General features: G+C 69.6%; 23 protein-coding genes. 14 read left to right on the top strand and 9 right to left on the bottom strand.

From position 1 onward, the window contains the following. Positions 1-31 precede the first annotated feature (31 nt). On the bottom strand, positions 32-910 hold the full coding sequence (locus LC452_RS09585; RefSeq protein WP_223624534.1) for a phosphoribosylaminoimidazolesuccinocarboxamide synthase: 879 nt from the start codon (positions 908-910) through the stop codon (positions 32-34). Positions 911-995: 85 nt separating this feature from the next. Here LC452_RS09585 and LC452_RS09590 point away from each other — a divergent pair, with 85 nt between their 5' ends. From LC452_RS09590 to LC452_RS09615, 6 genes are all read left to right on the top strand, one after another. Beyond that, a complete protein-coding gene (locus LC452_RS09590; RefSeq protein WP_223624536.1) occupies positions 996-1619 on the top strand; it encodes a PadR family transcriptional regulator in 624 nt (207 codons plus the stop codon). Then, positions 1616-3172 (top strand): DHA2 family efflux MFS transporter permease subunit, encoded by a 1557-nt coding sequence (locus tag LC452_RS09595; protein ID WP_223624538.1) that lies wholly within the window; start codon positions 1616-1618, stop codon positions 3170-3172. Before LC452_RS09590 ends, LC452_RS09595 begins: the two co-directional genes overlap by 4 nt. A gap of 169 nt (positions 3173-3341) precedes the next feature. Then, positions 3342-3575, top strand: coding sequence for a DUF4160 domain-containing protein (locus tag LC452_RS09600; RefSeq protein ID WP_223624540.1), 234 nt, complete (start codon positions 3342-3344; stop codon positions 3573-3575). Then, positions 3559-3795: a DUF2442 domain-containing protein gene (locus LC452_RS09605; protein WP_223624542.1), complete on the top strand. Its 237-nt coding sequence runs from the start codon at positions 3559-3561 to the stop codon at positions 3793-3795. The genes LC452_RS09600 and LC452_RS09605 overlap by 17 nt, the downstream gene beginning before the upstream one ends. A 143-nt stretch (positions 3796-3938) precedes the next feature. After that, positions 3939-5408, top strand: coding sequence for an amino acid ABC transporter substrate-binding protein/permease (locus tag LC452_RS09610; RefSeq protein ID WP_223624544.1), 1470 nt, complete (start codon positions 3939-3941; stop codon positions 5406-5408). Then, the gene (locus tag LC452_RS09615; RefSeq protein ID WP_223624546.1) at positions 5405-6133 is read left to right on the top strand and encodes an amino acid ABC transporter ATP-binding protein; all 729 of its coding nucleotides are present in this window, start codon (positions 5405-5407) and stop codon (positions 6131-6133) included. Before LC452_RS09610 ends, LC452_RS09615 begins: the two co-directional genes overlap by 4 nt. Before the next feature lie 13 nt (positions 6134-6146). On the opposite strand, the gene LC452_RS09620 is transcribed toward LC452_RS09615, so the two are convergent. From LC452_RS09620 to LC452_RS09635, 4 genes are all read right to left on the bottom strand, one after another. Further along, positions 6147-7493, bottom strand: a complete 1347-nt coding sequence (locus LC452_RS09620) for an MFS transporter (protein ID WP_223624548.1) — start codon at positions 7491-7493, stop codon at positions 6147-6149. Then, a complete protein-coding gene (locus tag LC452_RS09625) occupies positions 7490-7963 on the bottom strand; it encodes a helix-turn-helix domain-containing protein (RefSeq protein ID WP_223624549.1) in 474 nt (157 codons plus the stop codon). The genes LC452_RS09620 and LC452_RS09625 overlap by 4 nt, the downstream gene beginning before the upstream one ends. Positions 7964-8064: 101 nt before the next feature. Beyond that, complete coding sequence (gene purD / locus LC452_RS09630; protein ID WP_223624550.1) at positions 8065-9342, bottom strand: phosphoribosylamine--glycine ligase; 1278 nt, start codon at positions 9340-9342, stop codon at positions 8065-8067. Between the two features lie 52 nt (positions 9343-9394). Beyond that, positions 9395-10075, bottom strand: coding sequence for a CoA pyrophosphatase (locus LC452_RS09635; protein ID WP_223624551.1), 681 nt, complete (start codon positions 10073-10075; stop codon positions 9395-9397). A gap of 153 nt (positions 10076-10228) precedes the next feature. On the opposite strand from LC452_RS09635, the gene LC452_RS09640 reads away from it, so the two are divergent. Both LC452_RS09640 and LC452_RS09645 read left to right on the top strand, forming a co-directional pair. Then, positions 10229-10600 carry a sterol carrier family protein gene (locus LC452_RS09640; RefSeq protein ID WP_223624552.1) on the top strand — a complete coding sequence of 124 codons (372 nt, stop codon included), beginning with the start codon at positions 10229-10231 and terminating at the stop codon, positions 10598-10600. Between the two features lie 113 nt (positions 10601-10713). Beyond that, entirely contained in the window at positions 10714-11091 is a 378-nt protein-coding gene (locus LC452_RS09645) for a hypothetical protein (RefSeq protein ID WP_223624553.1), read from the top strand. Positions 11092-11107: 16 nt separating this feature from the next. Here LC452_RS09645 and LC452_RS09650 read toward each other — a convergent pair whose 3' ends face one another. The 3 genes from LC452_RS09650 to LC452_RS09660 are packed head-to-tail and all read right to left on the bottom strand — an operon-like array spanning position 11108 to position 14054. Beyond that, positions 11108-11881 carry a heme ABC transporter ATP-binding protein gene (locus tag LC452_RS09650; RefSeq protein WP_223624554.1) on the bottom strand — a complete coding sequence of 258 codons (774 nt, stop codon included), beginning with the start codon at positions 11879-11881 and terminating at the stop codon, positions 11108-11110. Further along, positions 11878-12951 carry an iron ABC transporter permease gene (locus LC452_RS09655; RefSeq protein ID WP_223624555.1) on the bottom strand — a complete coding sequence of 358 codons (1074 nt, stop codon included), beginning with the start codon at positions 12949-12951 and terminating at the stop codon, positions 11878-11880. Before LC452_RS09655 ends, LC452_RS09650 begins: the two co-directional genes overlap by 4 nt. Continuing rightward, the gene (locus tag LC452_RS09660; RefSeq protein WP_223624556.1) at positions 12948-14054 is read right to left on the bottom strand and encodes a hemin ABC transporter substrate-binding protein; all 1107 of its coding nucleotides are present in this window, start codon (positions 14052-14054) and stop codon (positions 12948-12950) included. The genes LC452_RS09655 and LC452_RS09660 overlap by 4 nt, the downstream gene beginning before the upstream one ends. 163 nt (positions 14055-14217) lie before the next feature. Between LC452_RS09660 and LC452_RS22075 the strand changes: the two genes are divergently transcribed. The 3 genes from LC452_RS22075 to LC452_RS09675 all read left to right on the top strand — a co-directional run bounded on the left by LC452_RS22075 (position 14218) and on the right by LC452_RS09675 (position 19319). Next, positions 14218-18429, top strand: coding sequence for an HtaA domain-containing protein (locus LC452_RS22075; RefSeq protein ID WP_223624558.1), 4212 nt, complete (start codon positions 14218-14220; stop codon positions 18427-18429). A 148-nt stretch (positions 18430-18577) separates the two neighbouring features. Then, entirely contained in the window at positions 18578-18892 is a 315-nt protein-coding gene (locus LC452_RS09670) for a potassium transporter Trk (protein ID WP_223624560.1), read from the top strand. Between the two features lie 4 nt (positions 18893-18896). Beyond that, a complete protein-coding gene (locus tag LC452_RS09675; protein WP_223624562.1) occupies positions 18897-19319 on the top strand; it encodes a cupin domain-containing protein in 423 nt (140 codons plus the stop codon). 18 nt (positions 19320-19337) lie between these two features. On the opposite strand, the gene LC452_RS09680 is transcribed toward LC452_RS09675, so the two are convergent. After that, a complete protein-coding gene (locus tag LC452_RS09680; RefSeq protein ID WP_223624564.1) occupies positions 19338-19943 on the bottom strand; it encodes a zinc-binding alcohol dehydrogenase in 606 nt (201 codons plus the stop codon). A gap of 86 nt (positions 19944-20029) precedes the next feature. Between LC452_RS09680 and purM the strand changes: the two genes are divergently transcribed. Genes purM through LC452_RS09695 form a run of 3 tightly spaced genes read left to right on the top strand, consistent with a single transcriptional unit; the run spans position 20030 to position 23922 of the window. Further along, a complete protein-coding gene (gene purM, locus LC452_RS09685) occupies positions 20030-21145 on the top strand; it encodes a phosphoribosylformylglycinamidine cyclo-ligase (protein WP_223624565.1) in 1116 nt (371 codons plus the stop codon). A gap of 6 nt (positions 21146-21151) precedes the next feature. After that, entirely contained in the window at positions 21152-22624 is a 1473-nt protein-coding gene (gene purF / locus LC452_RS09690; RefSeq protein WP_223624567.1) for an amidophosphoribosyltransferase, read from the top strand. Then, positions 22621-23922 (top strand): CynX/NimT family MFS transporter, encoded by a 1302-nt coding sequence (locus tag LC452_RS09695; protein WP_223624569.1) that lies wholly within the window; start codon positions 22621-22623, stop codon positions 23920-23922. Before purF ends, LC452_RS09695 begins: the two co-directional genes overlap by 4 nt. Positions 23923-23925: the final 3 nt, after the last annotated feature.

A 23925-nucleotide genomic window follows, 5' to 3' on the forward strand; every position in this document is an offset into this window, starting at 1 on the left:
TCACGCCGACGTAGGTCGGGTGGGGGAGAGCTCACGCCCCGAGGCGCTCGATCAGCTCGCGGTAGCGGTCGGCCGTGCGCTCGACGATGTCTTCGGGAAGCAGCGGCGGCTCGCCCTGCTTGTCCCAGTTCGCGGCCAGCCAGTCCCGCACGATCTGCTTGTCGAAGCTCGCCATCCGCTCACTCGGAGTGGTGCCGGTCTTCCAGGCCTCGGCGTCCCAGTACCGCGAGGAATCACTCGTGAGCACCTCGTCGGCGAGGCGCAGCGTGCCGTCGGCATCCGTTCCGAATTCGAACTTCGTATCGGCGAGGATCAGACCCTTCTCCTCGGCGATCGCGGCGGCACGGGTGTAGATCGCGAGCGAGACGTCGCGCAGCTCGGCGGCGCGGTCCGCGCCGACGAGTTCGACGACCTTCTCGAAGGTGATGTTCTCGTCGTGCTCGCCCATCGGCGCCTTGTAGGCGGGCGTGAACAGCGGTTCCGGCAGGCGGTCGCCGTTCTGCAGGCCGGCCGGCAGCGGGAGGCCGCACACCGTGCCGCTCTCCTGATACTCGGCCCACCCGGAGCCGGTGATGTAGCCGCGCACGACGCATTCGATCGGCAGCATCTCCAGCGACTGCGCCAGCATGGCGCGATCGGCGACGGATTCCGGGATCTCGCCGTCGGCGAGGTGATTCGGCACGTCGGAGAGCTGCGCGAACCACCAGCGGCTGAGACGCGTGAGCAGCGCACCCTTCTCGGGGATGCCGGGGGAGAGAACGAAATCGAAGGCGCTGACGCGGTCGGAGGCGACCACGAGGATGCGCGTGTCCTCCGGATCCTCGGACGCGTGGAGGTCGCGGACCTTGCCCGAGTAGATGTGCCGCCAGCCGGGAATCGTCCGGGCCGTGCCTTCTGAAGAGGTGCTCACCCGCCCATCATTCCAGAGCCGCGCCGCCGTCTTGTCCCGGGGTCGGAAAAGGCGTATAGTCCACGTGGACTAATCGAGGTGGAACATGAAGGATGCCGTGGATCGGCTCACGCCCATGGGGGTGATGGTGCTCGCGCTGCTGCGCGAGGCCGACATGCACCCCTATGAGATGGTGCGGCTGCTGCGGGTACGGCATGACGACCGGCTCCTCACGATCACGAACGGCACGCTCTACCACACCGTCGCCCGGCTCCAGCGGGCCGGACTCCTCGACGAGGTCGGCATCGACCGCGACGGCAACCGTCCCGAGCGCACCACCTACACGCTGACGGATGCCGGGCGTGAAGCCGTCATCGCCTGGGTGCAGCGGGAGATCCCGAAGGTCGATCGTCCGGCCGAGTTCCGTGTGGCCCTCGCGGAAGCGCACAACCTCGAGCGCGATGACACGATCGAGCTGCTCCGCGCCCGCCGGGTGGCGCTCGACGAGGACCACATCCTGCATCGCGACGGCCTGCGCAAGGCAACAGCCAAGGGTGTTCCGGAACAGGTGCTCGTCGAGATCGAGCGCCAGGAAGCCCTTCTCGAGGCCGAGCTGCGCTGGCTCGACTCCCTCCTCGCCCGTCTCGAGGCCGACACGATCCCCTGGGGTCCCTCGGCATTCACCGACTCCGACCGCTACCTCGCTCAGCGAAAGGCTGCACAGCAATGACCGAATCACGACAGGCCGCAGGGCCTGAGACCGGACCGTTCGCGGCCGGCAACGAACCGAAGAGCCCGTGGCCCGCCCTGTGGGCGCTCGTCATCGGCTTCTTCATGATCCTCGTCGACACCACGATCGTCTCGGTCGCGAACCCGGCGATCAAGGCCGCGCTCGACCCCAACACCAACAACCTCGACAACGTGGTGTGGGTCACCAGCGCGTACCTGCTGACCTACGCCGTGCCGCTCCTCATCACCGGCCGCCTCGGCGACCGGTTCGGGCCGAAGAACATCTACCTCATCGGCCTCGCGATCTTCACCCTCGCCTCGCTCTGGTGCGGTCTCTCGAACTCGCTCGAGGGACTGATCGTGGCGCGCGCGGTGCAGGGACTCGGCGCCGCATTCATGACGCCGCAGACGATGGCGGTCATCACCCGCACCTTCCCGCCGAACCGCCGTGGCGCCGCCATGGGGCTGTGGGGCGCGACCGCCGGTGTCGCGACGCTCGTCGGACCGCTCGCCGGCGGCCTGCTGGTCGACGGCTTCGGCTGGGAGTGGATCTTCTTCGTCAACCTCCCGGTCGGCGTGATCGCGTTCATCGCCGCGTGGATCCTCGTGCCTCGTCTGAAGACGCACCCGCACCGCTTCGACATCCTCGGTGTGGTGCTCAGCGCGGCGGCGATCTTCCTCCTGGTCTTCGGCCTGCAGGAGGGCGAGAAGTACGACTGGGGTGTCATCTGGGGTCCCATCTCGGTGTGGGGTCTGATCATCGCCGGCATCGTCGTGCTCGCGCTGTTCGTGCTGCAGCAGTGGAAGACGAAGAGCGAGGCGCTCGTGCCGCTCGCGCTGTTCCGCGACCGCAACTTCTCCGGCGCGAACGTCGCGATCGCCGCGGTGGGCTTCGCCGTGACGAGCATGTCGCTGCCGCTGATGTTCTTCCTGCAGATCGCCCGCGGGCTCGCCCCGACCGAGGCCGCGCTCCTGATGATCCCGATGGCCGTGCTCTCCGGCGTGCTCGCCCCGCTCGCCGGGCGGATCCTCGACCGCACCGACCCGCGGCTCATCCTCATCCCGGGCCTCATCGCCTTCGCCGCCGCACTGTTCTGGTACTCGTCACTGGTGAACATGGACACCCCGATCTGGATGTTCCTGTTCCCGTCCGCGCTCCTCGGCATCGGCAGCGCCGGCATGTGGGGACCGCTCGCCACGACGGCCACGCGGATGCTGCCGATGCGTCAGGCCGGCGCCGGCGCGGGCATCTACAACACGACCCGCACGATCGGCTCGGTCGTCGGCTCCGCCGCGATCGCGACGTTCATGCAGGCGCGGCTCGAGGCGAACCTCCCGGGCATGGGAGATGCCGCAGGCTCGATCAGCTCCGGAGGCGCCCTCCCCGCGCCGGTCGCCGAGGGCTTCTCGGCCGGTATGTCTCAGGCCATCCTGTTGCCGGCCGTCGTGATCCTCGTCGCCCTCATCGCCTCGCTCTTCCTGCGCGGCGCTCCGAAGGACAAGCGGCCCGAGGCCGCCGAGACCGACGTCACGGCATCCGCCCCGATCGAATAGCCCGCGTCTCGAAAAGGCACCCATCCCGGTCGCGGATGGGTGCCTTTTCGCGACCTGAGCGGGTGGGACTCCTCCCACACATTCAGCAGTCCGGTGAGGTTCTCCCCGCTAGCCGTGTGACACGTTCTCCCCGGCGAGGCAGGCGCCGACGCGACGCTAGCCTCGGCCGATGCCGACGGTCATGCGGGTACGCGGGTACCGATTCTTCTTCTACAGCAATGAGGGGTCGGAGCCTCCGCACGTGCATGTGGAACGGGCAGAATTCACTGCCAAGTTCTGGCTGAGGCCCGTAGAATCGGCGGCGAGAACAAGGTTCAGCGGTCGAGAAATTCGGCTGCTACGCAAGATCGTCGAGTTTCGACGCGACCTGATCGAGGAGGCGTGGGATGAGTACTTCGGTTGATGACGCCGTGGCCATCGGCGTCGTGATCGACGATCAGGAATTGCACGTTCGGATGAAGGACGGACGCACGATCAGCGCCCCCCTCGACTGGTTTCCTCGTCTCGCGGGCGGGACCCCCGCGGAGCGCCTGGACTGGCGTCTCATCGGCGCGGGAGAAGGCATCCACTGGCGGCAACTGGATGAGGACATCTCGATTCCGGCTCTGCTCCGGGGTCGCTGAGCGGGCCTCTCTCCGAGATCCGGATGAACGCGTTCTCGCGACCGTGACCCGGTTCAGTCGAGCCGGGGTGTGAAGGGCCGCCCGTTAGGGTGGATGATCGGCGGCTGTCCGGTCGCATCATCCGATCCCGAGGAGCATCCGTCGTGATCCGCACACCCTCCGCGCGCACGCGTGGTTTCGGCCGCACCGCCATCGCCGCCGCGCTCACCGCGTTCGTCGCCGTCGGCGCCCTTCTCGGCGGAGCCTCGAGCGCCGTCGCCGCCGAAGACGGCGAGAAGTACGTCATCGGCACCGACACCACGTTCGCCCCGTTCGAGTTCACCGATGCGAGCGGCGACCTCGTCGGCATCGACATGGACCTGCTCCGCGCGATCGCGAAGGACCAGGGCTTCGAGGTCGAGATCCGGCAGCTCGGGTTCGACGCCGCCGTGCAGGCGCTGCAGGCCAACCAGGTGGATGCCGTCATGGCCGGCATGTCGATCACCGACGAGCGCAAGCAGACCTTCGACTTCAGCGACCCGTACTTCACCAGCGGCATCCAGCTCGGTGTTCTCGAGTCCAGTGACATCCAGTCCCTCGACGACCTCGACGGCGAAGCCGTGGCGGTCAAGACCGGCACCCAGGGTCAGACCTTCGCCGAGGAGAACCAGGACGAGTACGGCTTCAAAGTCACCCCGTACTCCGACACGACCGACATGGTGGATGCCGTGAAGGCCGGCCAGGCGGTCGGCTACTTCGAGGACTTCCCGGTGCTGGCGTACGGCATCCAGCAGGGCTCCGGATTCCGCCTCGTCGGAGAGCCCGAGCTCGGCGGCGAGTACGGCTTCGCGGTCAACAAGGGCATGAACCCCGAGCTGATCGAGATGTTCAACGCGGGTCTCGCGAACCTGCAGGAATCCGGCGAGTACGACAAGATCGTCGACACCTACCTCGCGGGCGGTGAGACGTCGACGCAGGCGACCGACATCTTCTCGGTCGCGGTGCAGTACTGGCCCGCCCTCATGCAGGGTCTCTGGCTCACGATCCTCGCCACGCTCGTCGCGCTCGTCGCCGCGTTCATCCTCGGACTGGTGTTCGGCTTCGGCCGCATCTCAAAGTTCCTGCCGTTCCGCTGGCTCGCGACCGCGTACGTCTTCGTGTTCCGCGGCACGCCGATCCTCGTGCAGGCGTTCTTCGTGTTCTTCGCCATCCCGCAGCTGTTCCCCGGTCTGACCTTCAACCCCTTCGTCGCCGGTGCGATCACGCTGTCGCTCAACACGGGCGCGTACATGACCGAGATCATCCGCGGCGGCATCCAGGCGGTCGATCCGGGGCAGGCCGAGGCCTCGCGCTCGCTCGGCCTCGGGCACTGGAAGACGATGCAGAAGGTCGTGCTCCCGCAGGCGTTCCGCATCATGATCCCGTCGTTCGTGAACCAGGGCATCATCACCCTCAAGGACACGTCGCTGATCAGCGTCATCGGTCTGGCCGAGCTCACCTTCGTGTCGCGCCAGATCATCGCCTCCACGTACCTGTCGGCGCAGGTGCTGACCATCGTCGCCATCATCTACTTCGTCGTGATCACGCTGCTGACGCTGCTCGCGAACCGCCTGGAGAGGAAGTTCAACGCATGAGCAAGATCGAGGTCAAGGATCTGCACAAGTCGTTCGGTGACAACCAGGTGCTCAAGGGCATCGACCTGGCTGTCGAAGACGGAGAGGTCGTCGCGGTCATCGGTCCGTCGGGCTCCGGCAAGTCGACGCTGCTGCGCTGCCTGAACAAGCTGGAGGAGCCCACGTCGGGCCACATCGTCATCGACGGCGTCGACCTCACCGACAAGAGCGTCAAGCTCGACGAGGTGCGTCAGCGCATCGGCATGGTGTTCCAGCACTTCAACCTCTTCCCGCACATGACCGTGCTGGAGAACATCACGCTGGCGCCGATCGAGCTGGGCAAGCTGTCGAAGGCCGACGCACGCTCGCGGGCGATGTCGCTCCTCGAGCGCGTGGGTCTGGCGGAGAAGGCTGATGCGAAGCCGGCATCCCTCTCCGGTGGTCAGAAGCAGCGTGTGGCGATCGCCCGCGCGCTCGCGATGGACCCCGAGATCATGCTGTTCGACGAGGCGACGAGCGCACTCGACCCCGAGATGGTGGGCGAGGTGCTGCAGGTCATCCGCGACCTCGCCTCGGGCGGCATGACGATGGTGCTGGTCACGCACGAGATGGGCTTCGCCCGTGAGGTCTCCGGTCGCACGGTCTTCATGGACGGCGGCGTCGTCGTCGAGGAGGCCCCGCCCGCCGAGCTGTTCGGCGCCCCGAAGAACGAGCGCCTGAAGGACTTCCTCTCGAAGGTGCTCTGAGGGGGCGTGTCGGCTAGTCGGCGAGGGGCTGCGCGGGCGCGACGGCGGGTTCGGATGCTGCCGCTCGAGGCCCGTGGCGCCGGATCGTCGCGCTGACCAGGGCCGCGACGGCGCACAACCCGGCGGCGGCGAACCACGCGAACGTGTACTGGCCGGTCTGGTCGCGCACGATCCCGGCGAGGATCGACGCGATGCCGGCGCCGATCTGGTGCGCGGCGAAGACCCAGCCGAACACGAGAGGTCCCTTCGCGCCGAAGACCTCACGGCACAGGGCGATGGTCGGCGGGACGGTCGCGACCCAGTCGAGCCCGTAGATGACGATGAAGACGACGATGCTCGGCTGCACCTCTGCCGAGAGCAGGCTGGGCAGGAACAGCAGGCTCACTCCGCGCAGCGCGTAGTAGGCCGCGAGCAGGATGCGCGGGTTGACGCGGTCGGTCAGCCAGCCCGAGAACACGGTTCCGGCGATGTCGAAGATGCCGACGACCGCGAGCAGACCGGCGGCCGTGGTCGTCGGCATCCCGTGATCGTGCGCGCTCGGGATGAAGTGCGTGCCGATGAGGCCGTTGGTCGTCGCGCCGCAGATCGCGAAGCCGATCGCGAGCGCCCAGAACGTGCGGGTGCGTGCGGCTTCGCGCAGCGTGTTCAGGGCGAGCTTCGCGGCGTCCCACGCCGAACCGCGTGGCGTGGGTGCCGGGGCGACGTAGGGTTCCGTCTCGCCGTAGCGCGTGACGCCGAGGTCGCTCGGACGGTTGCGCAGGAAGATCCAGACCAGCGGCGCGACGGCGAGCGCGCCTCCCGCGATGATGAAGGATGCTCCGCGCCACCCGATGTCCTCAGCCGCGGCGGCGATCACCGGCAGGAAGATGAGCTGTCCGGTCGCGCTCCCGGCGGTGAGCACACCCGAGACGAGACCGCGACGGGTCGCGAACCAGGTGTCGGTGATGGTGGCCGCGAACACGAGCGCCATCGATCCGGTGCCGAGGCCGATCAGCACGCCCCACGTGAGGATCAGCTGCCCCGGCGTCGCGACCAGCACGCTCAGAGCTGCGCCGGCGCCGATCACGAACAGGGCGACGACCGTGACCGCACGGATGCCGAATCGCTGCATGAGGGCGGCCGCGAAGGGAGCGATCAGCCCGTAGAGCAGGAGGTTGATCGAGACGGCGAGCGAGAGCTCGGCCGTCGTCCAGCCGAACTCCTCTTCGAGCGGCACCATGAGCACGCCGGGCGCGGCACGGAAGCCCGCGGCTCCGATCAGCGCGATCAGCGCGACGAGGGCGACGGTCCAGGCGGGATGGAAGCGGCGGGGTCGCGCGGGGGGCGTGACCGTGGGCTCCTCCACCGATTCGGCGGTCATGCCGCGTCTCCGGCGAGCAGGGCGAACGAGGCGCCGCCCATGCTCTGCCGCGCCCACCGGGTGCTGTCGGCGTCGAGGGGAGCCGCGCAGTGGGTGCACCAGTCGACGGATGCCGCCGCCTCGCCGCAGCGCGCGCAGCTCACCGTGAGCCCGTAGCCGTCGTCCGGGTCGGTGATGCGGGAGAAACGTGCGTAGGCGTGCAGGATCGGGAGGGTCTCGCGTCCGGCATCCGTCAGCACGTATCCGGGCCGACTCTCGTCGTCGCGGGCCAGCAGGCCGGCGTCGACCATGGCGCTCAGCCGGCGGGCGAGCACCGAGTCGGCGGCTCCTGTGGCATCGCGCAGCTGATCGAAGCGGTTGCGGCCTGAGAAGAGCTCACGCAGGATCAGCAGCACCCACGGGTCGGCGAGCACATCGGCGGAACGGGCGATGGGGCACGTCGTGGACGACCAGTCGGAGCGGAGCGGCATCCGCTTACTTTCTTGAAGAAAGCTGCGGAAGTCAAGCGTGCAGCGTCCGGAAATCGGAAGATGGCAGGAATCCCGGGAGGATTCGTCAGGAATCCGCCGGACTACTCCGCGACGCGGGCCGCGATGTCGGTGCGGTGGTGCGAGCCGTCGAGCGCGATGCGGCTGATTGCGTCGTAGGCGCGCTCGCGTGCGGTGCGGAAGTCGGATGCCACGGCGACGACGCTCAGCACGCGTCCGCCCGAGGCGACGAGTGATCCGCCGGGAGCATCCGGGCTCGCGGTCGCGGCGTGCGCGAGATGCACGCCCTCGACGGCGGCGGCATCCGCGAGTCCCTCGATCGGGCGTCCGGTCTGCGGTGCCTCCGGGTAGCCCTCGCTCGCGAGCACCACCGTGATCGCGACGTCGTCGAGGAAGACGGGCTCCGGCTGGTCCTCGAGAGTGCCGGATGCCGCGGCGAACAGCAGCTCCGACAGCGGGGTGACCAGCCGCGGCAGCACGACCTGCGTCTCGGGGTCGCCGAACCGGGCGTTGAACTCGATGACGCGCACACCGGCGGGGGTGAGGATGAGCCCGGCGTAGAGAAGTCCGATGAACGGGGTGCCCTCGGCATCGAGCTGACGGATCACCGGGAGGGCGACGTCGCGGGTGACCTCGTCGACGAAGGCCTGCTCGCTGCCGAACTGCTCGGCGAGCCACGGCAGCGGCGAGTACGCGCCCATGCCGCCGGTGTTGGGGCCCTCGTCGCCGTCGAGCGCGCGCTTGAAGTCCTGCGCGGGGCTGAGCGCGCGGACGGTGTCGCCGTCGCTCAGGAAGAACAGCGACACCTCGGGACCGGAGAGGAACTCCTCCACGAGCACCGGGCCTGCGGGAAGGTAGTGCTCGGCGTGCGCGAGAGCCTCGGCGCGGTCGGACGTGACGATGACGCCCTTGCCCGCGGCGAGTCCGTCGGCCTTGACCACATACGGCGCGCCGAGCTCGTCGAAAGCGGCCTCGACGTCGGCGGTGCGGGAGGCGCGCACCGCGCGGCCGGTCGGCACGCCCGCGGCATCCATGACCCGCTTGGCGAACGCCTTCGAGCCCTCGAGCTGAGCCGCCGCCTTGCCGGGGCCGAACACCGGTACGCCGTGCGCACGCAGCGCATCCGCGACGCCGGCGACCAGCGGAGCCTCGGGGCCGACGACGACGAGGTTGATCGCGTGCTCGTTGGCGAACGCGGTGACCGCCGCACCGTCGAGCGGATCGACCGAGACGGGGGTGGCATCCTGCGCGATGCCGGCATTGCCGGGAGAGACGAAGATCTCGTGCTCCGCCTGCTCCGCTCGCAGGGCGAGGATGATCGCGTGCTCACGGGCACCGGAACCGAGGACGAGAATCTTCACCGGTCCAGCCTACCGAGGGTGGCCGTCGCGTTTCGGTGCGCGAGTCCTCGGCTCAGAGCTCGATCGGCCGCTCGTCCGTCCGATCCCACGGGAGGGTCCAGCCGGCGGCATCGAAGAGGGCGTCGAGCACCATGGCGGTGAAGCCCCAGACGATCGTGCCGTCGACATCGAACGCCGGACCCCGGAAGGTCTGCCCCAGGCGGTGCAGCGTCGACGTGAACCGCGTCTCGGGGTCGAGCAGCTGTGCGACCGGCACGCGGAACACCTCGACCGTCTCGGCATGGTCGACCGCGACGACGCGCGAGGGCGACCGCCACCAGCCGAGCACCGGCGTGACGAGGTGGTTGCTCGCCGCGAGCGGGATCTCGGGCAGCGTCGCCAGCACCTCGACGCCCGACGGGTCGAGGCCGGTCTCCTCCTGGGCTTCGCGGAGCGCGGTGGCCACGGCGTCGGCATCCTGCTCCTCGCGTCGTCCGCCGGGGAACGAGACCTGCCCCGGATGCGACGAGAGGGTGGCGGCGCGGCGCTGCAGCAGCACATCGAGATCGGCGGCCACGGTCAACTCGTCGGTCTCCGCCGGGATGCTGTCGAGCCGGCCGAACAGCACCAGGACGGATGCCGGGTGGGCGCCGTCGAATACCGCGGGGAAGCCCCGCGTCCACCCGTCAGTGCGCTGCGCGGTGGCGAGCAGCTCGGCGCGTGCGCCATGCAGGGTGTCGGGATCGGGGGTCATCGAGTCGAGCCTATGCCTGCTGCAGTGACGAAAGGGGCGTGCGCGTCGCGCGGATTCGTGCGCTTCGCGAGGACGGATTCGCGGCATTCGTCCTCGCGAAGCGCCCATCCCCTCGCGAGGCGCCCGGGCGACCGGCGGCGTACCCTCGATCTCATGCCTTCCCGCAAGATCGACATCATCACCGGACGCACGGCTCTCGACGCCGTACGCGCCGCGGATGCCGCGGGCACGACACCGCAGCGCACCGACCTCGCGACCGCGGTGCGGTACCTGCTGCAGCTGCTCGACGAGAAGGCGCCGGGCAACAGCGTCGAGGTGCGGGTGCCGCCGTTCGGTGCGGTGCAGGTCATCCAGGGTCCTCGGCACACGCGCGGCACCCCGCCGAACGTCGTCGAGATGGATGCCGCCACCTGGATCGCCGTCGCGACCGGTGCGGAGGTCTGGACGGATGCCGAGACGGCAGGACGCATCGCCGCCTCAGGCACCCGCGCCAGCCTCGTCGACGTGCTGCCGCTGCGGCCGTAGCACCGGGGCTGAGCCCCTTCGACAAGCTCAGGGACCCAAGTCTGGGATCCCAGGCGACCGGAAGACCGTCGAACGCACCGGGTAGCCTGTGCTGCACGGACGAAGGGACCGCGATGGGAAAGCGCAAGTCGCCCGAGCAGATCGCCGATGAGGAGCGTCGCTACGCACGGGCTCGCAGCGCGCGCACGCCCGAGGATTTCGCGCAGCTCGCGCTCGACCCGAATCAGGGGATCCGAGCGGTGGCGGCGATGAATCCGGCCGCCGACGAAGCAGCCCTGACCCGTTTCGCATCCGATCGGTTCTGGGGTGTGCGCATCGAGGTCGCGAAGCACGCGAACGCGACGCGCGCCATCCTCCTGGAGCTCCTCGAGTTCGACCCGCCCCGACGGGGTGTCGTGCATCACGCCGCGAAGGAGCGATTGATCGCCGAAGGCGTGCGCTTCGACGACGACGGCATTCCCCTCGTCGGAGACGGCCCCCCGGGCGCCTGAGCCATCCCGCGGGACCTCAGCGGCGCGCGACCACCAGCGGCACGCCCGTGACGGGGTGCGGGAAGACGTCGACGGGCTGCCCGTAGACCTCTTGGATGCGCGCCGCCGTCAGGACCTCGGCGGCCGGTCCGGATGCGACGACACGGCCCTCGGAGAGCAGGGTCACCCGATCCGCGTGCGCGAGCGCGGCGTTCAGGTCGTGCAGCACGATGGCCACGGCGATCCCGGCATCCGCTCGCGCCCGGATCAGACGCATCACGTCCTCGTGGTGCTTGAGATCGAGCGCTGCGGTCGGCTCATCGAGCAGCAGGATGCCGGTGCTCTGAGCGATGACCCGGGCGAGGGCGACGCGGGCGCGCTCGCCCCCGGAGAGCGAGGTCACGGAACGCGTGTGCAGAGCGGTCACTTCGGTGAGGTCCATCGCGGAGGCGACGACGAGGTCGTCCTCGTCGGCGGCGGGCGTGCGCGCCCACGGTGTGCGCCCCATGCGCACGACCTGCTCGGCGCTGAACGGGAACGTCACCGTGTTCTCCTGCAGGAGCACCGCTCGCTGCCGGGCGAGAATCCTCGGGCGCAGCTCGCCGATCGGCTGACCGTCGAGGCTGACCTCGCCCGACTCCGTGGCGACGTCGCCCGCGAGCACGCCGAACAGCGTGGTCTTGCCCGCCCCGTTCGGCCCGACGAGGGCGTGTACCTCGCCGGCGTGGATGTCGATCGTGGCGTTCTCGAGGATGCTGCGCCCCTCGCCGACGCGCACCGTCAGGTCTTCGCCCCGCAGCCGCACGGTCATGCCCATCCTCCCGAGCGTCGGCGGGTCCGGACGAGGAGCCAGAGGAAGAACGGTCCGCCCACGAGGGACGTGATCATCCCGATCGGCAGGTCGGCCAAGGGCACGGCGGTGCGGGCGACGAGGTCGGCCACGGCGATGAGCAGAGCACCACCCAGAGCAGACGCGATCACGAGGGGGAGATGCGCCGGCCCGATGATCATCCGCATCAGGTGGGGCACGACGAGACCCGCGAATCCGATGATGCCGGCGAAGGCGACGGCCGCGCAGACCAGGATCGCGACCGTCACGATGACGGCCATCCGCAGCAGCTCCACGTTCACCCCGAGGTGCCGGGCCGTGCGCTCGCCGAGGGCGAAGAGGTCGAGCGTCGGCGCGACGACGAGGGCGGCGACGACGCCGATGCCGACGAGCGGAGCGACCAGCTGGATGTTCGCCCACAGAGCGCCGTTGAGGGAGCCGAGCTGCCAGAACACGATCTGCTCACGCGTCGAGGTCGTCCCGAGGAAGGTGAAGAACGCCATGCCCGCGCCCGCGATGGCGTTGATCGCGATGCCGGTGAGCAGCAGGGTCACGACCTCGGTGCGTCCGCCGGAGCGACTGATGAAGTAGACCGCGAGTACGGCCGCGAGGCCGCCCAGGAACGCGAAGGCGGGCGTCGTCCACATCCCGAAGGTGGCGAGGCCGAAGGTGATGCTCCCGGCCGCGCCGAGGGCCGCGCCCGACGAGACCCCGACCACGCCGGCATCCGCCAACGGGTTGCCGAAGATCGCCTGCATCAGCACCCCCGAGACGGCGAGCGCGGCGCCGACGAGGAGTCCGAGCACGAGTCGCGGCATCCGGATGCTGTTGATCACGCCGTAATCCGTCGAGGCGGCGGGTGCCCAGGCGGTGTCGATCCCCACGCCGTGCAGGAGCACGCCGATGAGATCGGTCGGGGAGAGGTCGTACTGCCCGCTGGTGATCGACGCGATGCAGGTGATCACGAGCGCGACAATCAGACCGACGGTCACCAGGGCGAACCGCAGCCCCCGATGCCTGGCCGGCGTCGAGGTGACGACCTCGGCGGTCACTTCGCGGGCTCGGGGGCGTACAGGGCGCGAGCGAGAGCGCTGATCACCTCGGCGGAGCGCGGTCCGAAGCTGAGGATCTCACTGTCGGCCATGTCGATCACGCGACGGTTCGCGCCGGCCGGCGTCTCGGCGACCGCCGGGATCCGCTCGATGAGGCCGTCGATGCCCCCAACCGATTCCAGGCCGTCCGTCATCATCACGAGCACGTCCGGGCGGGCGGCCACGAGGGCTTCCGCCGTCATCGGCTTCATGCCCTCCCATCCGATCTCACCGGCGACGTCGACCCCGCCGACCGCGTCGATCAGGGAGTCCGCCCCGGAGTCCTCGCCGAAGATGTAATAGACGTTGGCGCTGCCGCGCACGTAGAGGAACAGCATCCGGGCGCGGTCCTCGTCCTCTGCGGGCACCACGTCGGCGATTTCGGCGAGGGAGGCGTCGAGCTCGGCATTCAGCCGTTCGATGAGGGCGTCACCACGACTGGGCACGCCGAGCGCGGCGGCGATCTCGGTGACGAGTTCATCGGTCGTGTCGATGCGGCGGTCGCTGGAGATGACGACGACGGCGATGCCGGCGTCTCGCAGCTGCTGGCGGATCTCCTTGGGGCCGATCGTGGTGTCGGTCAGGATGACGGTCGGCGCGAGTTCGAGGATCGCCTCGGCGTTCAGCGAGTGACCGGTCTTCGTGACGACCGGCAGGTCCTCGGTCCCGGCGAAGTCGGTGGAGGAGTCGCGGCCGACCACCTGATCGCCGAGGCCGAGCGCGAACACGGTCGACGCGATCGTCCCGGAGATGTCGATGGGGAGGATGCGGTCGACGTCGGTGATGGTCACGGCACGGCCCTCGCTGTCGGTGACGGACACCGGCAGCTTGGGTGCCGTGTCGTCGTCGACCGGCTCGATCGTGTGGTTCGGCAGGCAGGCTGTCGACCCTCCCGTGACGGCGCGCACGTCGTCGACCAGGTCGAGAGAAGCGAGGGGGACGGATGCCTGCGGGCAGGCATCCACAGACTCCGACGGCGCGGCTGCGGTCGCGCCCGGCTCCGCGCACGCGGTGAGCCCGACGGCGAGAGCGGCTGCGAAGAAGAGGGCAAGAACGCGTCGCATTAGGCAAGGCTATCCTAAAACTTGACGCGGTCCGAGGCAGCCCCCTACGCTCAGGAAGGTGGGCTTACTTAGCTAAGCCTAACCAATCCTCATCCCTTCGCCCGACTGCATTGCGGCACCGCCGGCGCGCGTGTCCGCGTGCCCCGGGGTCCGGAGAGAACCCGTGAACGACACAGCAATCGCCCTCAGAACGAGCAGCCGCCTCCGCGTGCTGATCGCCGCCCTCATCTCCTTCCTCCTCGTCGCCGCGGGAGCGGTGGTGGCCGCTCCCGCGCACGCCGCCGACGGCAGCGTCACCTCGACCGTCACCGCCGCATCGCCGTCGGGCGTGACCGTGCAGGTGCAGGCATCCGGACTCCCGGACGTCGCCGGGGCCTACGCCGCGCTCATCGTCAAGGGCACCGAAGGGTCGATCTCGGCGGGCGGCGGATACGCGGCGTTCGCGATGCCGTTCCCCGCGGTGAGCGCGGGAGCGAGCTCGTTCACCCTCACGGCCGCGGCAGGATCGCTCGACCGCACGAAGACCTACGAGGTGCTGGTCTGGAAGCAGCACTCGAACCCGGACGCGACGACGATCTACGCCCGCGGCGACGTCGGGATCACCGGCGAGCAGTGGGATGCCGTCTTCGGTGCGGCGCCGGGAACGGACCCGGGCACGGATCCCGGCACGGACCCGGGTACGGACCCCGGCACGGACCCGGGTACGGACCCGGGTACGGACCCGGGTACGGACCCGGGCACCGACCCCGGTACGGACCCCGGCACCGACCCGGGCACGCCCCCGGCATCCGCGGCGATCTCGGTGTTCCTCGCTGACGGGACGACTCCTGCCGAGGGTGTTGCGCTCCAGGCGGGCGACAAGGTCGTCGTGAAGGGCTCGGGCTATGACCCGACGGCGAACGTCGGCGGTCGGGGCGTCCCGATCCCGTCGAACCTTCCGCAGGGCACGTACGTGGTCTTCGGCAACTTCGGTGCGACGTGGCAGCCCTCGACCGGTGCGGCGTCGTCGATGCGCTCCGTCGGCGCGCAGGCATGGGCGCTCTCGGAGAGCGTCCTGAACCAGGTGCCGGCGCAGTATCAGGCAGCGATCCGCGCGCAGTGGGTGGACATCGCCGCGGACGGCACGTTCCAGGCGACACTGACGCTGAAGGACACGGCGGCGACGCCCGGGTCCTACGGTGTCTACACCTACGGCGCCGGCGGCGTGGTCAACGCCGACCAGGAGCGCAGCGTCGCCCTGAACTACGCCATCACCCCGAAGATCTCCGTGACCTCTGCGGTCTCCCCCGCGGCATCCGGAATCACCGCGACCGTCGCGGGTACGGACTTCGGTGCGGCGACGGGTGTGTACGCGGCCCTGATCGAGACGGGGACGGAGGCGGACGTCACCGCGGGTGGTGGCTTCCTCGCGATGCAGTACGTGCGCGGCATCTCGGGCGGCGCGTTCACGGTCGATCTGATCGCGGCGGCGGCCGACCTCGACCGCACGAAGACCTACGAGGTGATCGTGTGGAAGCAGCACACGATGCCGAACGCCGACACGATCCTCGCCCGCTCGGCCGTCGCGATCAGCGACGCGGATTGGGACGCCATCGCCCCGGAGCCGGTCTCGCCGTCGATCTCGGTGTTCCTCGCCGACGGGACGACTCCCGCGGAGGGCGTCGCGCTCAAGGCCGGCGACAAGGTCGTCGTGAAGGGCTCGGGCTACGACCCGACAGCGAACGTCGGCGGCCGCGGGGCTCCGATCCCGTCGAACCTTCCCCAGGGCACCTACGTGGTCTTCGGCAACTTCGCCTCGACCTGGCAGCCGTCCACGGGTGCAGCGTCGTCGACGCGCTCCGTCGGCGCGCAGGCATGGGCGCTCGCCGAGAGCGTGCTCGACCAGGTGCCGGCGCAATACCAGGCCGCGATCCGCGCGCAGTGGGTGGACATCGCCGCGGACGGCACGTTCCAGGCCACGCTGACGCTGAAGGATGCCGCGGCATCCCCCGGCTCCTACGGCGTCTACACCTATGGCGCAGGCGGCGTCGTCAACGCCGACCAGGAGCGCAGCGTCGCCCTCGACTACGCGATCACGCCGGTCGTCACGAACACCGTGAAGGCGGCCACGGCTGCCGACGGCCTGACCGTCACGACCGCGGCGTCGAAGCTCGGCGCGATCACGGGGGCGTATGTCGCGCTGATCGAGGAGGGCACCGAGGCGGATGTCACCGCCGGCGGCGGCTTCCTCGCCATGCAGTACGTGCGTCCGGTCTCGGGTGGCGCGTTCACGGTCGATCTGACCGCGGCGGCGGCCGACCTCGACCGCACGACGACCTATGAGGTGATTGTGTGGAAGCAGCACACGATGCCGAACGCCGACACGATCCTCGCCCGAGGAACCGTCGCGGTGAGTGACAGCGAATGGGACAAGATCTTCCCCGCTTCGGCATCCGTCACCACCACGGTGAAGACCGCGACGGCCGCGGACGGGCTGACCGTCAGCGCCGCCGCGGCCAATCTCGGAGACATCACCGGCGCCTACGTCGCGCTGATCGAGGCGGGAACGGAGGCGGATGTCACCGCGGGCGGCGGTTTCCTCGCGATGCAGTTCGTCCGGAACGTCACCTGGGGCGCATTCAGCGTCGACCTCACGACGGCCGCCGCCACGCTCGATCGCACGAAGACCTACGAGGTCATCGTCTGGCAGCAGCACACGATGCCGAACGCCGACACGATGCTCGCCCGGTCCACGGTGACGATCACCGAGGCGCAATGGGACGCCCTGCTCGGCAAGAAGCCGGAGGAGCCGAAGCCGCCGGTGACCCCGGTGACCCCGCCGGCCAACGTCCCCGGGGGTTCGCTCCGCTGGGCGATCTCCTCGTCGTTCGTGAACTACATCACAGGTCCGATCGCGCAGGGCTCGATCGCCGTGTCCGACGGAGCGACGCGCTCGGGCGGGCAGTTCCAGTTCGGCCAGTCGGTCGGCGGGGACTTCGATGTCGCGACCGGCCTCGGCAGCGTCGCGTACCGCGGCGCCGTGCGCTTCACCGGGCACCACGGCGTGCTCGACGTCACGATCGCGAACCCGGTGATCCGCGTGACGTCGGCGAACGCCGCGACGCTGTACGTGTCGAGCGGTGGAGCGCAGATCGCGTTCGCCACGCTCGACCTGGGCAGTGCGGGGCGCACCACGGGGGCCGGTGCGGTGAGCTACATCGCCGCTCCCGCGACGCTGACGGATGCCGGGCGCGACCGCGTCCTGTCGGGCAACCCGACCGCGCTGAACCCGGTCACCTTCACGATCGGCTCGGCGGCGGCTGCGCCGGCCGGTACGACGGGCACGGTGGCGGCGGCATCCGTCAAGGCGAAGGCGACGCTCCCGTCGACTCCGCCCGCGACGGACGGCATCGTGATCGACGACGAGAACCTCGCCGCCCTCGAGGCCGGCAGCGCGGCGACGATCTCCGCCGCCGGCTTCCAGCCGAACGAGGACGGAATCCAGGTCGTCGTCTACTCGACGCCGGTGCTGCTCGAGACGGTGACGGCGGATGCCACTGGCGTCGCGACCTGGTCGGGCACGTTGCCGGCCAGCCTCGAGGACGGCCCGCACACCCTGACCCTGCAGGGCTCGGTCGACCGCGGCCTCGCGTTCACACTGACCCGCGCGGTCACCGCGATCGGTGCGTGCACGGTCGAGGGGGCGACGCTGAAGTGGGGGTACAAGGAGTCCTTCCGCACCTACATCGAGGGCATCGCGAAGGGCGGCTGGACGCTCACCGACGTGGCGTACCAGTACCCGGACTACGTCTGGGCGAACGGCTCCGGCTCGTTCGACGACGAGACCCTCGCAGGCCTCGTCACCTACGGCGGCAGCATCACCTTCACGGGTCATGAGGGCGCGCTCAACACCACGCTGGCCGACGCCCGCGTCGAGCTCGCCGGCGACACCGGGTACCTCGTGTTCGATGTGACGGGCACCACGCAGGACGGCGCCAGCGTCGACCAGCAGGGCGTGCGTCTCGCGGAGTTCGCGCTCGGCGACGCCGCGGTGGTCGACGGAGTCCTGTCGTTGGATGCCGTTCCGACGAGGCTCACCGAGGCAGGTTCCGCCGCATTCGGCACCTACGCCGCGGGCGAGGCGCTCGACCCGGTCACCGCGGTGATCCCGGTGGACGCCGAGTGCGGCGTCGCGGCGCCGGCGGAGGACGAGACCGACTCGGACGCGACCGCAGCGGTCACCGCGGCGACCACACCGGCCATCACGGAGGGTGCTCCGGTGTGGCCGTGGATCGTCGGCGGGCTCGTCGTCGTCGCGCTCGCCGCGGCGGGTGGTGTGCTCATCGCGCGCCGTGGTCGCACGGGTGAGTCGGCGGAGGCGACGACGGAGGTCTGATCCGTTCGGGCCGTCCGGGTACAGATGCAGGACCAGATCACGGATGCAGGCCGAGATCGACGATCTCGACCTGCATCCGTGATCTCGACCTGCAAAGCGCCAGGGCACACGGGCTGCGGGCTGATCGCAACGGTGGGAGAATGGACACATGGCTCCCACCGATTCCCACCAGACCGTCGAGGCGACCGTGCGTCGCGTGCCTCGCTATGGCGTGTTCATGGGCATCGGCGTGGTGGTCGGCGTCATCGCCGCTGCCCTGCTCACCTGGGCGGGCAGCTTCGAGCAGTCGCAGGCGCTCGACGTCGTCTATCCGCCCGCCCAGGTCTTCGGATTCCTGCTGCTGTGGACCGCGCCGATCGGTCTCGCACTCGGCGGTGTCGTCGGCATCATCCTCGAACGCGTCGCCCGTCGACACGACCGCGTGGTCAGGGTCGACCGCGAGACCGTCGTCGAGACGGACTAGTCCTGTGGGAGGCACCGACATCGGGGGCAGCGGCCTGTCCGTCCTCAGCGCGACGTCCATCGCGGCGGAACTGGCGCTGGTCACCGACCACTGGACGCCGAGGGTCGTCGGTCAGGTCAACGACCAGTACATCAAGGTGGCCAAGCTGCTCGGAGAGCTCGTCTGGCACGCCCACGAGCACGAGGACGAGATGTTCCTCGTCGTCTCGGGCGACCTTCTCATCCAGCTCGAGGGCGATCGGGAGGTCCGCCTCGGTCCGGGGGAGTTCTTCGTCGTGCCTCGCGGCGTGCGCCACAATCCCGTCGCCGAGAGCGAGGTCGAGATCGTCCTCATCGAGACGGTGACGACCGCGCACACGGGAGACGTGACCGTCGAGCGCACGGTGCCGTTGGACCGGCAGATCGGCTCGTTCGCCCCGGAGGGGTGACGACCTCGCCGGCTCGCGCTACGCGAGTTCGGCGATCACCGGACGGATGGCGGCATCGAACGCCACGACATCGCGGCGGAGTCCGTCGGTCACGGCGACGGTGAGGGCGCCGATCCACCAGATGCCGCGCTGCGAGAACGGCAGCACCTGCACGTTCAGCTCGAACGAGTGCGCTCGCCGGCCGACTTCGCGCTCGAATTCCGCGATGGCGCTCGCGTAGGCCCGGTACGCGTCGCCGCCGGTGTTGCTCTTCATCGAGTGCACGTAGCGGTCATGCGCGGCGCGCGCATAGCGGAGAGCCGATTCGCCGTGGGGCGCGATCGCGGCGCCCAGCTCGGCAGCGCCGGTCGCGGGCAGGGCGACGAGCGTGTCGAAGCCGTCGATGAGCTCGAGCGGCACCTCCGACGGATGGGCACGCGGCTCGACCGTCATGTCCCAGTACTGCCGCCACTGCTCCTCCACAGCATCCGAGGCGTCGACGGCATCCGGTGCGCGTACGGCGAGCTCGCGAAGGCTCGGGAGGTCTTCCGGCACCCGGATCCCGAGCATCTGGCGCAGCGCGAGCGCGACGAGCACCGGAACGCTCGCGTCTTCGCGGATGAGCCACTGCGGCTTGTCGGCCATGGCCCCATCGTAGGCGGGAGCGGGGTCATGGTCCGAGGTCTGTTTCGGCGGAGAGCCGGGTCGGTCGTGGGCGGTAGGCTGGACGGGTGGCTGCCTCCCCCACCAATCCCTATTCCGAAGCCGGCGTCGACACCGCTGCAGGTGATCTTGCCGTCGAGCTGATGAAGTCTTCCGTGCGCGCGACGCACGGCCCCGAAGTGCTCGGCGGTGTCGGTGGATTCGCCGGCCTGTTCGACGCCAGCGCGCTGCGCGACTTCCGTCGCCCGCTGCTCGCGACCAGCACCGACGGGGTCGGCACGAAGGTCGCGATCGCGCAGGCGATCGACAAGCACGACACGATCGGCCAGGACCTGGTCGGGATGGTCGTCGACGACATCGTCGTGGTGGGTGCGAAGCCGCTCTTCATGACCGACTACATCGCGTGCGGCAAGGTCGTCCCCGAGCGCATCGCCGACATCGTCCGCGGTATCGCCGACGCCTGCTCGGCGACGGGCACGGCGCTGGTCGGCGGCGAGACCGCCGAGCACCCGGGTCTGCTCGGGCCGCGCGACTACGACGTGGCGGGCGCGGCGACCGGAGTCGTCGAAGCCGACGCCATCCTCGGCGCCGATCGGGTTCAGGACGGCGACGCGGTGATCGCGGTGTCCTCGAGCGGGCTGCACTCCAACGGCTACTCGCTCGTGCGTCACATCGTCACCCGCGCGGGCATCGGCTACGGCGACAACGCCGCCGACTTCGGCGTGACCTGGGGCGAGGCGCTCCTCGAGCCGACGCGTCTGTACACGCTGCCGCTGCTGCGCCTGATCGATGCGCTGCCCGGGGGAGTGCACGCGCTGAGCCACGTCACCGGCGGCGGCATCGCGGCGAACCTCGCACGTGTGCTCCCGCAGGGCAGCTGGGCCGAAGTCGATCGCAGCACGTGGTCGCCGAGCCCGGTCTTCCGCGTGCTGAGCGATATCGCCGGCTCCACGCTGGAGTCGGCCGAGGGCACCTGGAACCTCGGGATCGGATTCCTCGCGATCATCGCCGCTGACAAGAAGGATGCCGCGATCGCGGCACTGAACGCCGAGGGCATGCCCTCGTGGCAGGTCGGGACCGTCGGCTTCGGCGCGCGTCCGGCCGGCGAATTCGAACAGGGCGCCAAAGGCGTCGACGGTGGAGCGGTGCGCCTGGTCGGCGCCTACGCGGACGGAGCGAAGTAAGAGCCCATGTGCGGCATCGTCGGAATGGTGGGCTCTGCCCCGGTCAATCAGGACATCTACGACGCACTCCTGCTGCTGCAGCACCGCGGCCAGGATGCGACGGGCATCGCCACGGCGGAGGCCAACGGCGTCATGCACAACGCGAAGGCGCAGGGCATGGTCCGCGAGGCGTTCCGCACGCGTGACATGCGGGCCCTCCTCGGCAACGTCGGCCTCGGCCACGTGCGCTACGCCACCAAGGGCACCGCGTCGAACGAGGAGGAGATGCAGCCGTTCTACGTGAACGCGCCCTACGGCATCATCCTCATCCACAACGGCAACCTCACCAACACGCGTGAGCTGACCGCCGACATGGCCAAGCGCGACCGGCGCCACCTCAACTCCTCCAGCGACACCGAGCTGCTGCTCAACGTGCTCGCGGGCGAGCTGCAGGCCACGACCTCCGCGGTCGACCTCGACTCCGAGCGCGTCTTCGAGGCGGTCGCCCGCACCCAGGCGCGCATCGAGGGCGCCTACGCGGTGATCGCCGTGATCGCCGGATACGGTCTCCTCGCATTCCGCGACCCGTTCGGCATCCGTCCGCTCATCCTCGGGCGCCGGCCGTCGACGGTCGCAGGCGCTGAAGGCCGCGACGAGTGGGTCGTCACGAGCGAGTCCCTCGTGCTCGAGAACGGCGACTACGAGATCGTCCGCGAGGTCGAGCCGGGTGAGGCCGTCTTCATCACGAACGACGGAACCCTCTACAGCAAGCTGTGCGCGCCCGAGGTGCACCTCGCGCCGTGCGCGTTCGAGTACGTGTACCTCGCGCGTCCTGACTCGGTCATGAACGGCATCTCGGTCTACGAGTCGCGGCTGCGCATGGGCGATCGTCTCGCCGACACGATCGCCAAGCATGTGCCGATGGACAAGATCGACGTGGTCATGCCGATCCCCGACTCGTCACGGCCCGCCGCGATGGAGGTCGCCCGCAAGCTCGGCATCGAGTACCGCGAGGGCTTCTACAAGAACCGCTACGTCGGCCGCACCTTCATCATGCCGGGGCAGGCCGTGCGCAAGAAGAGCGTGCGCCAGAAGCTCAACGCGATGTCGACCGAGTTCCAGGGCAAGAACGTGCTCCTCATCGACGACTCCATCGTGCGCGGCACCACTTCGAAGGAGATCATCCAGATGGCGCGGGATGCCGGCGCCGCCTCGGTGACCTTCGCGTCCGCGGCGCCGCCGGTGCGGCATCCGCACGTCTACGGCATCAACATGCCGTCGCGTCACGAACTGATCGCGCACGGCCGGACGATCCCCGAGATCGCGGAGGAGCTCGGCTGCGATCACCTCGTCTACCAGGAGGTCGAAGACCTCAAGGCCGCGATCATCGAGGGCTCCGCTCTGACAGATCTCGACATGAGCTGCTTCGACGGCCGGTACGTCACCGGCACCGTCTCCGACGAATACCTCGCCTGGGTGGAGGGGTCGCAGACCTCGTGACGGCCCGGCCGCTGTGGCAGGGCCGTGCGCTCGCACTCGTCGGGATCGTGCTCGTCGCGTTCTCGCTGCGGTCCGCCGTCGCCTCGCTGTCGCCGGTCATCGACCACATCGCCGAGGACTTCCCGGTCTCTCCGGTCGCCGTCGGGCTGATCGGCGCGGCGCCGCCGGTCTGTTTCGCGATCTTCGGTCTGCTCACGCCGCTCTTCGAACGGCGGTTCGGCCTCGAACGCGTCGCGGTGACCGCGATCGCGCTGATGGCCCTGGGGATGCTGCTGCGCGGGCTCGCGTTCGACTCGGTCGGCCTTCTCGCGGCGACTGCGCTCGTGTTCGCCGGCGTCGGCTCGGGGAACGTGCTGCTGCCTCCGCTGGTGAAGAAGTACTTCCCCGACCGCATCGGCGTCATGATGACGGTGTACTCGACGACGCTGGCGGTCTCGACGTTCCTGCCGCCGCTCGTCGCCGTGCCGGTGGCCGACGCGCTCAGCTGGCGCGTCTCCCTGGGCATGTGGGGCCTCTTCGCCGCGATCGCGCTGGTGCCGTGGGTGACGCTGCTTCTGCGCGAGCGGTCGAACCCGATGCCGGCGCCGGCCGAGACGGAGGAGCTCGATCCGACCGACGGTCGTCACGACCTGCAGGATGCCGTGGCCGTCGCGACCGGACCGATCTCGACCGCCCCCGCGAATCCGCGGTATTTCGCCCGCCTGTGGCGGCTGCCGCTGGCCTGGGCGCTCGCGCTGGTGTTCGCGACATCGTCGACCATGGCGTACGTCTCCTTCGCATGGATGCCGACGATGCTCGTCGACATCGGCGACGTCACACCCGCCACCGCGGGCTTCCTGCTCTCTCTCTTCGCCCTGATCGGTCTGCCCTGCTCGATGCTGGTTCCGATCCTCGTGGTGCGGTATCAGGCGACGCGGCCGCTCTTCTTCGTCGGGGTCGTGGCCGGGCTCATCGGCGTTCTCGGACTGCTGTTCGCGCCGACCGCCGCGCTGGCGCTGTGGGTGTGCGTCTTCGGCCTCTCGGCGATCATGTTCCCGCTCAGCCTCGTGCTGCTCAGCATCCGCGCCCGCACGCCCGAGAGTGCCGTCGCGCTGAGCGGCTTCGTGCAGAGCATCGGGTACGCGATCGCCGCAGTCTTCCCGCTGCTGGTCGGTCTGCTGCATGAGACCACCGACGGATGGCAGGTGCCGCTCATCGTCGTCGGTGCCGTCCTGGTCGCGGCGATCCCCGCGGGCATCGTCGCAGGGCGGCGGCGCACGATCGAAGACGAGTGGGAGCGCCGGTACGGGCGCTGGTGAGGT

It is taken from the genome of Microbacterium sp. EST19A, assembly GCF_019969685.1.
Taxonomy (GTDB): Bacteria; Actinomycetota; Actinomycetes; order Actinomycetales; family Microbacteriaceae; genus Microbacterium.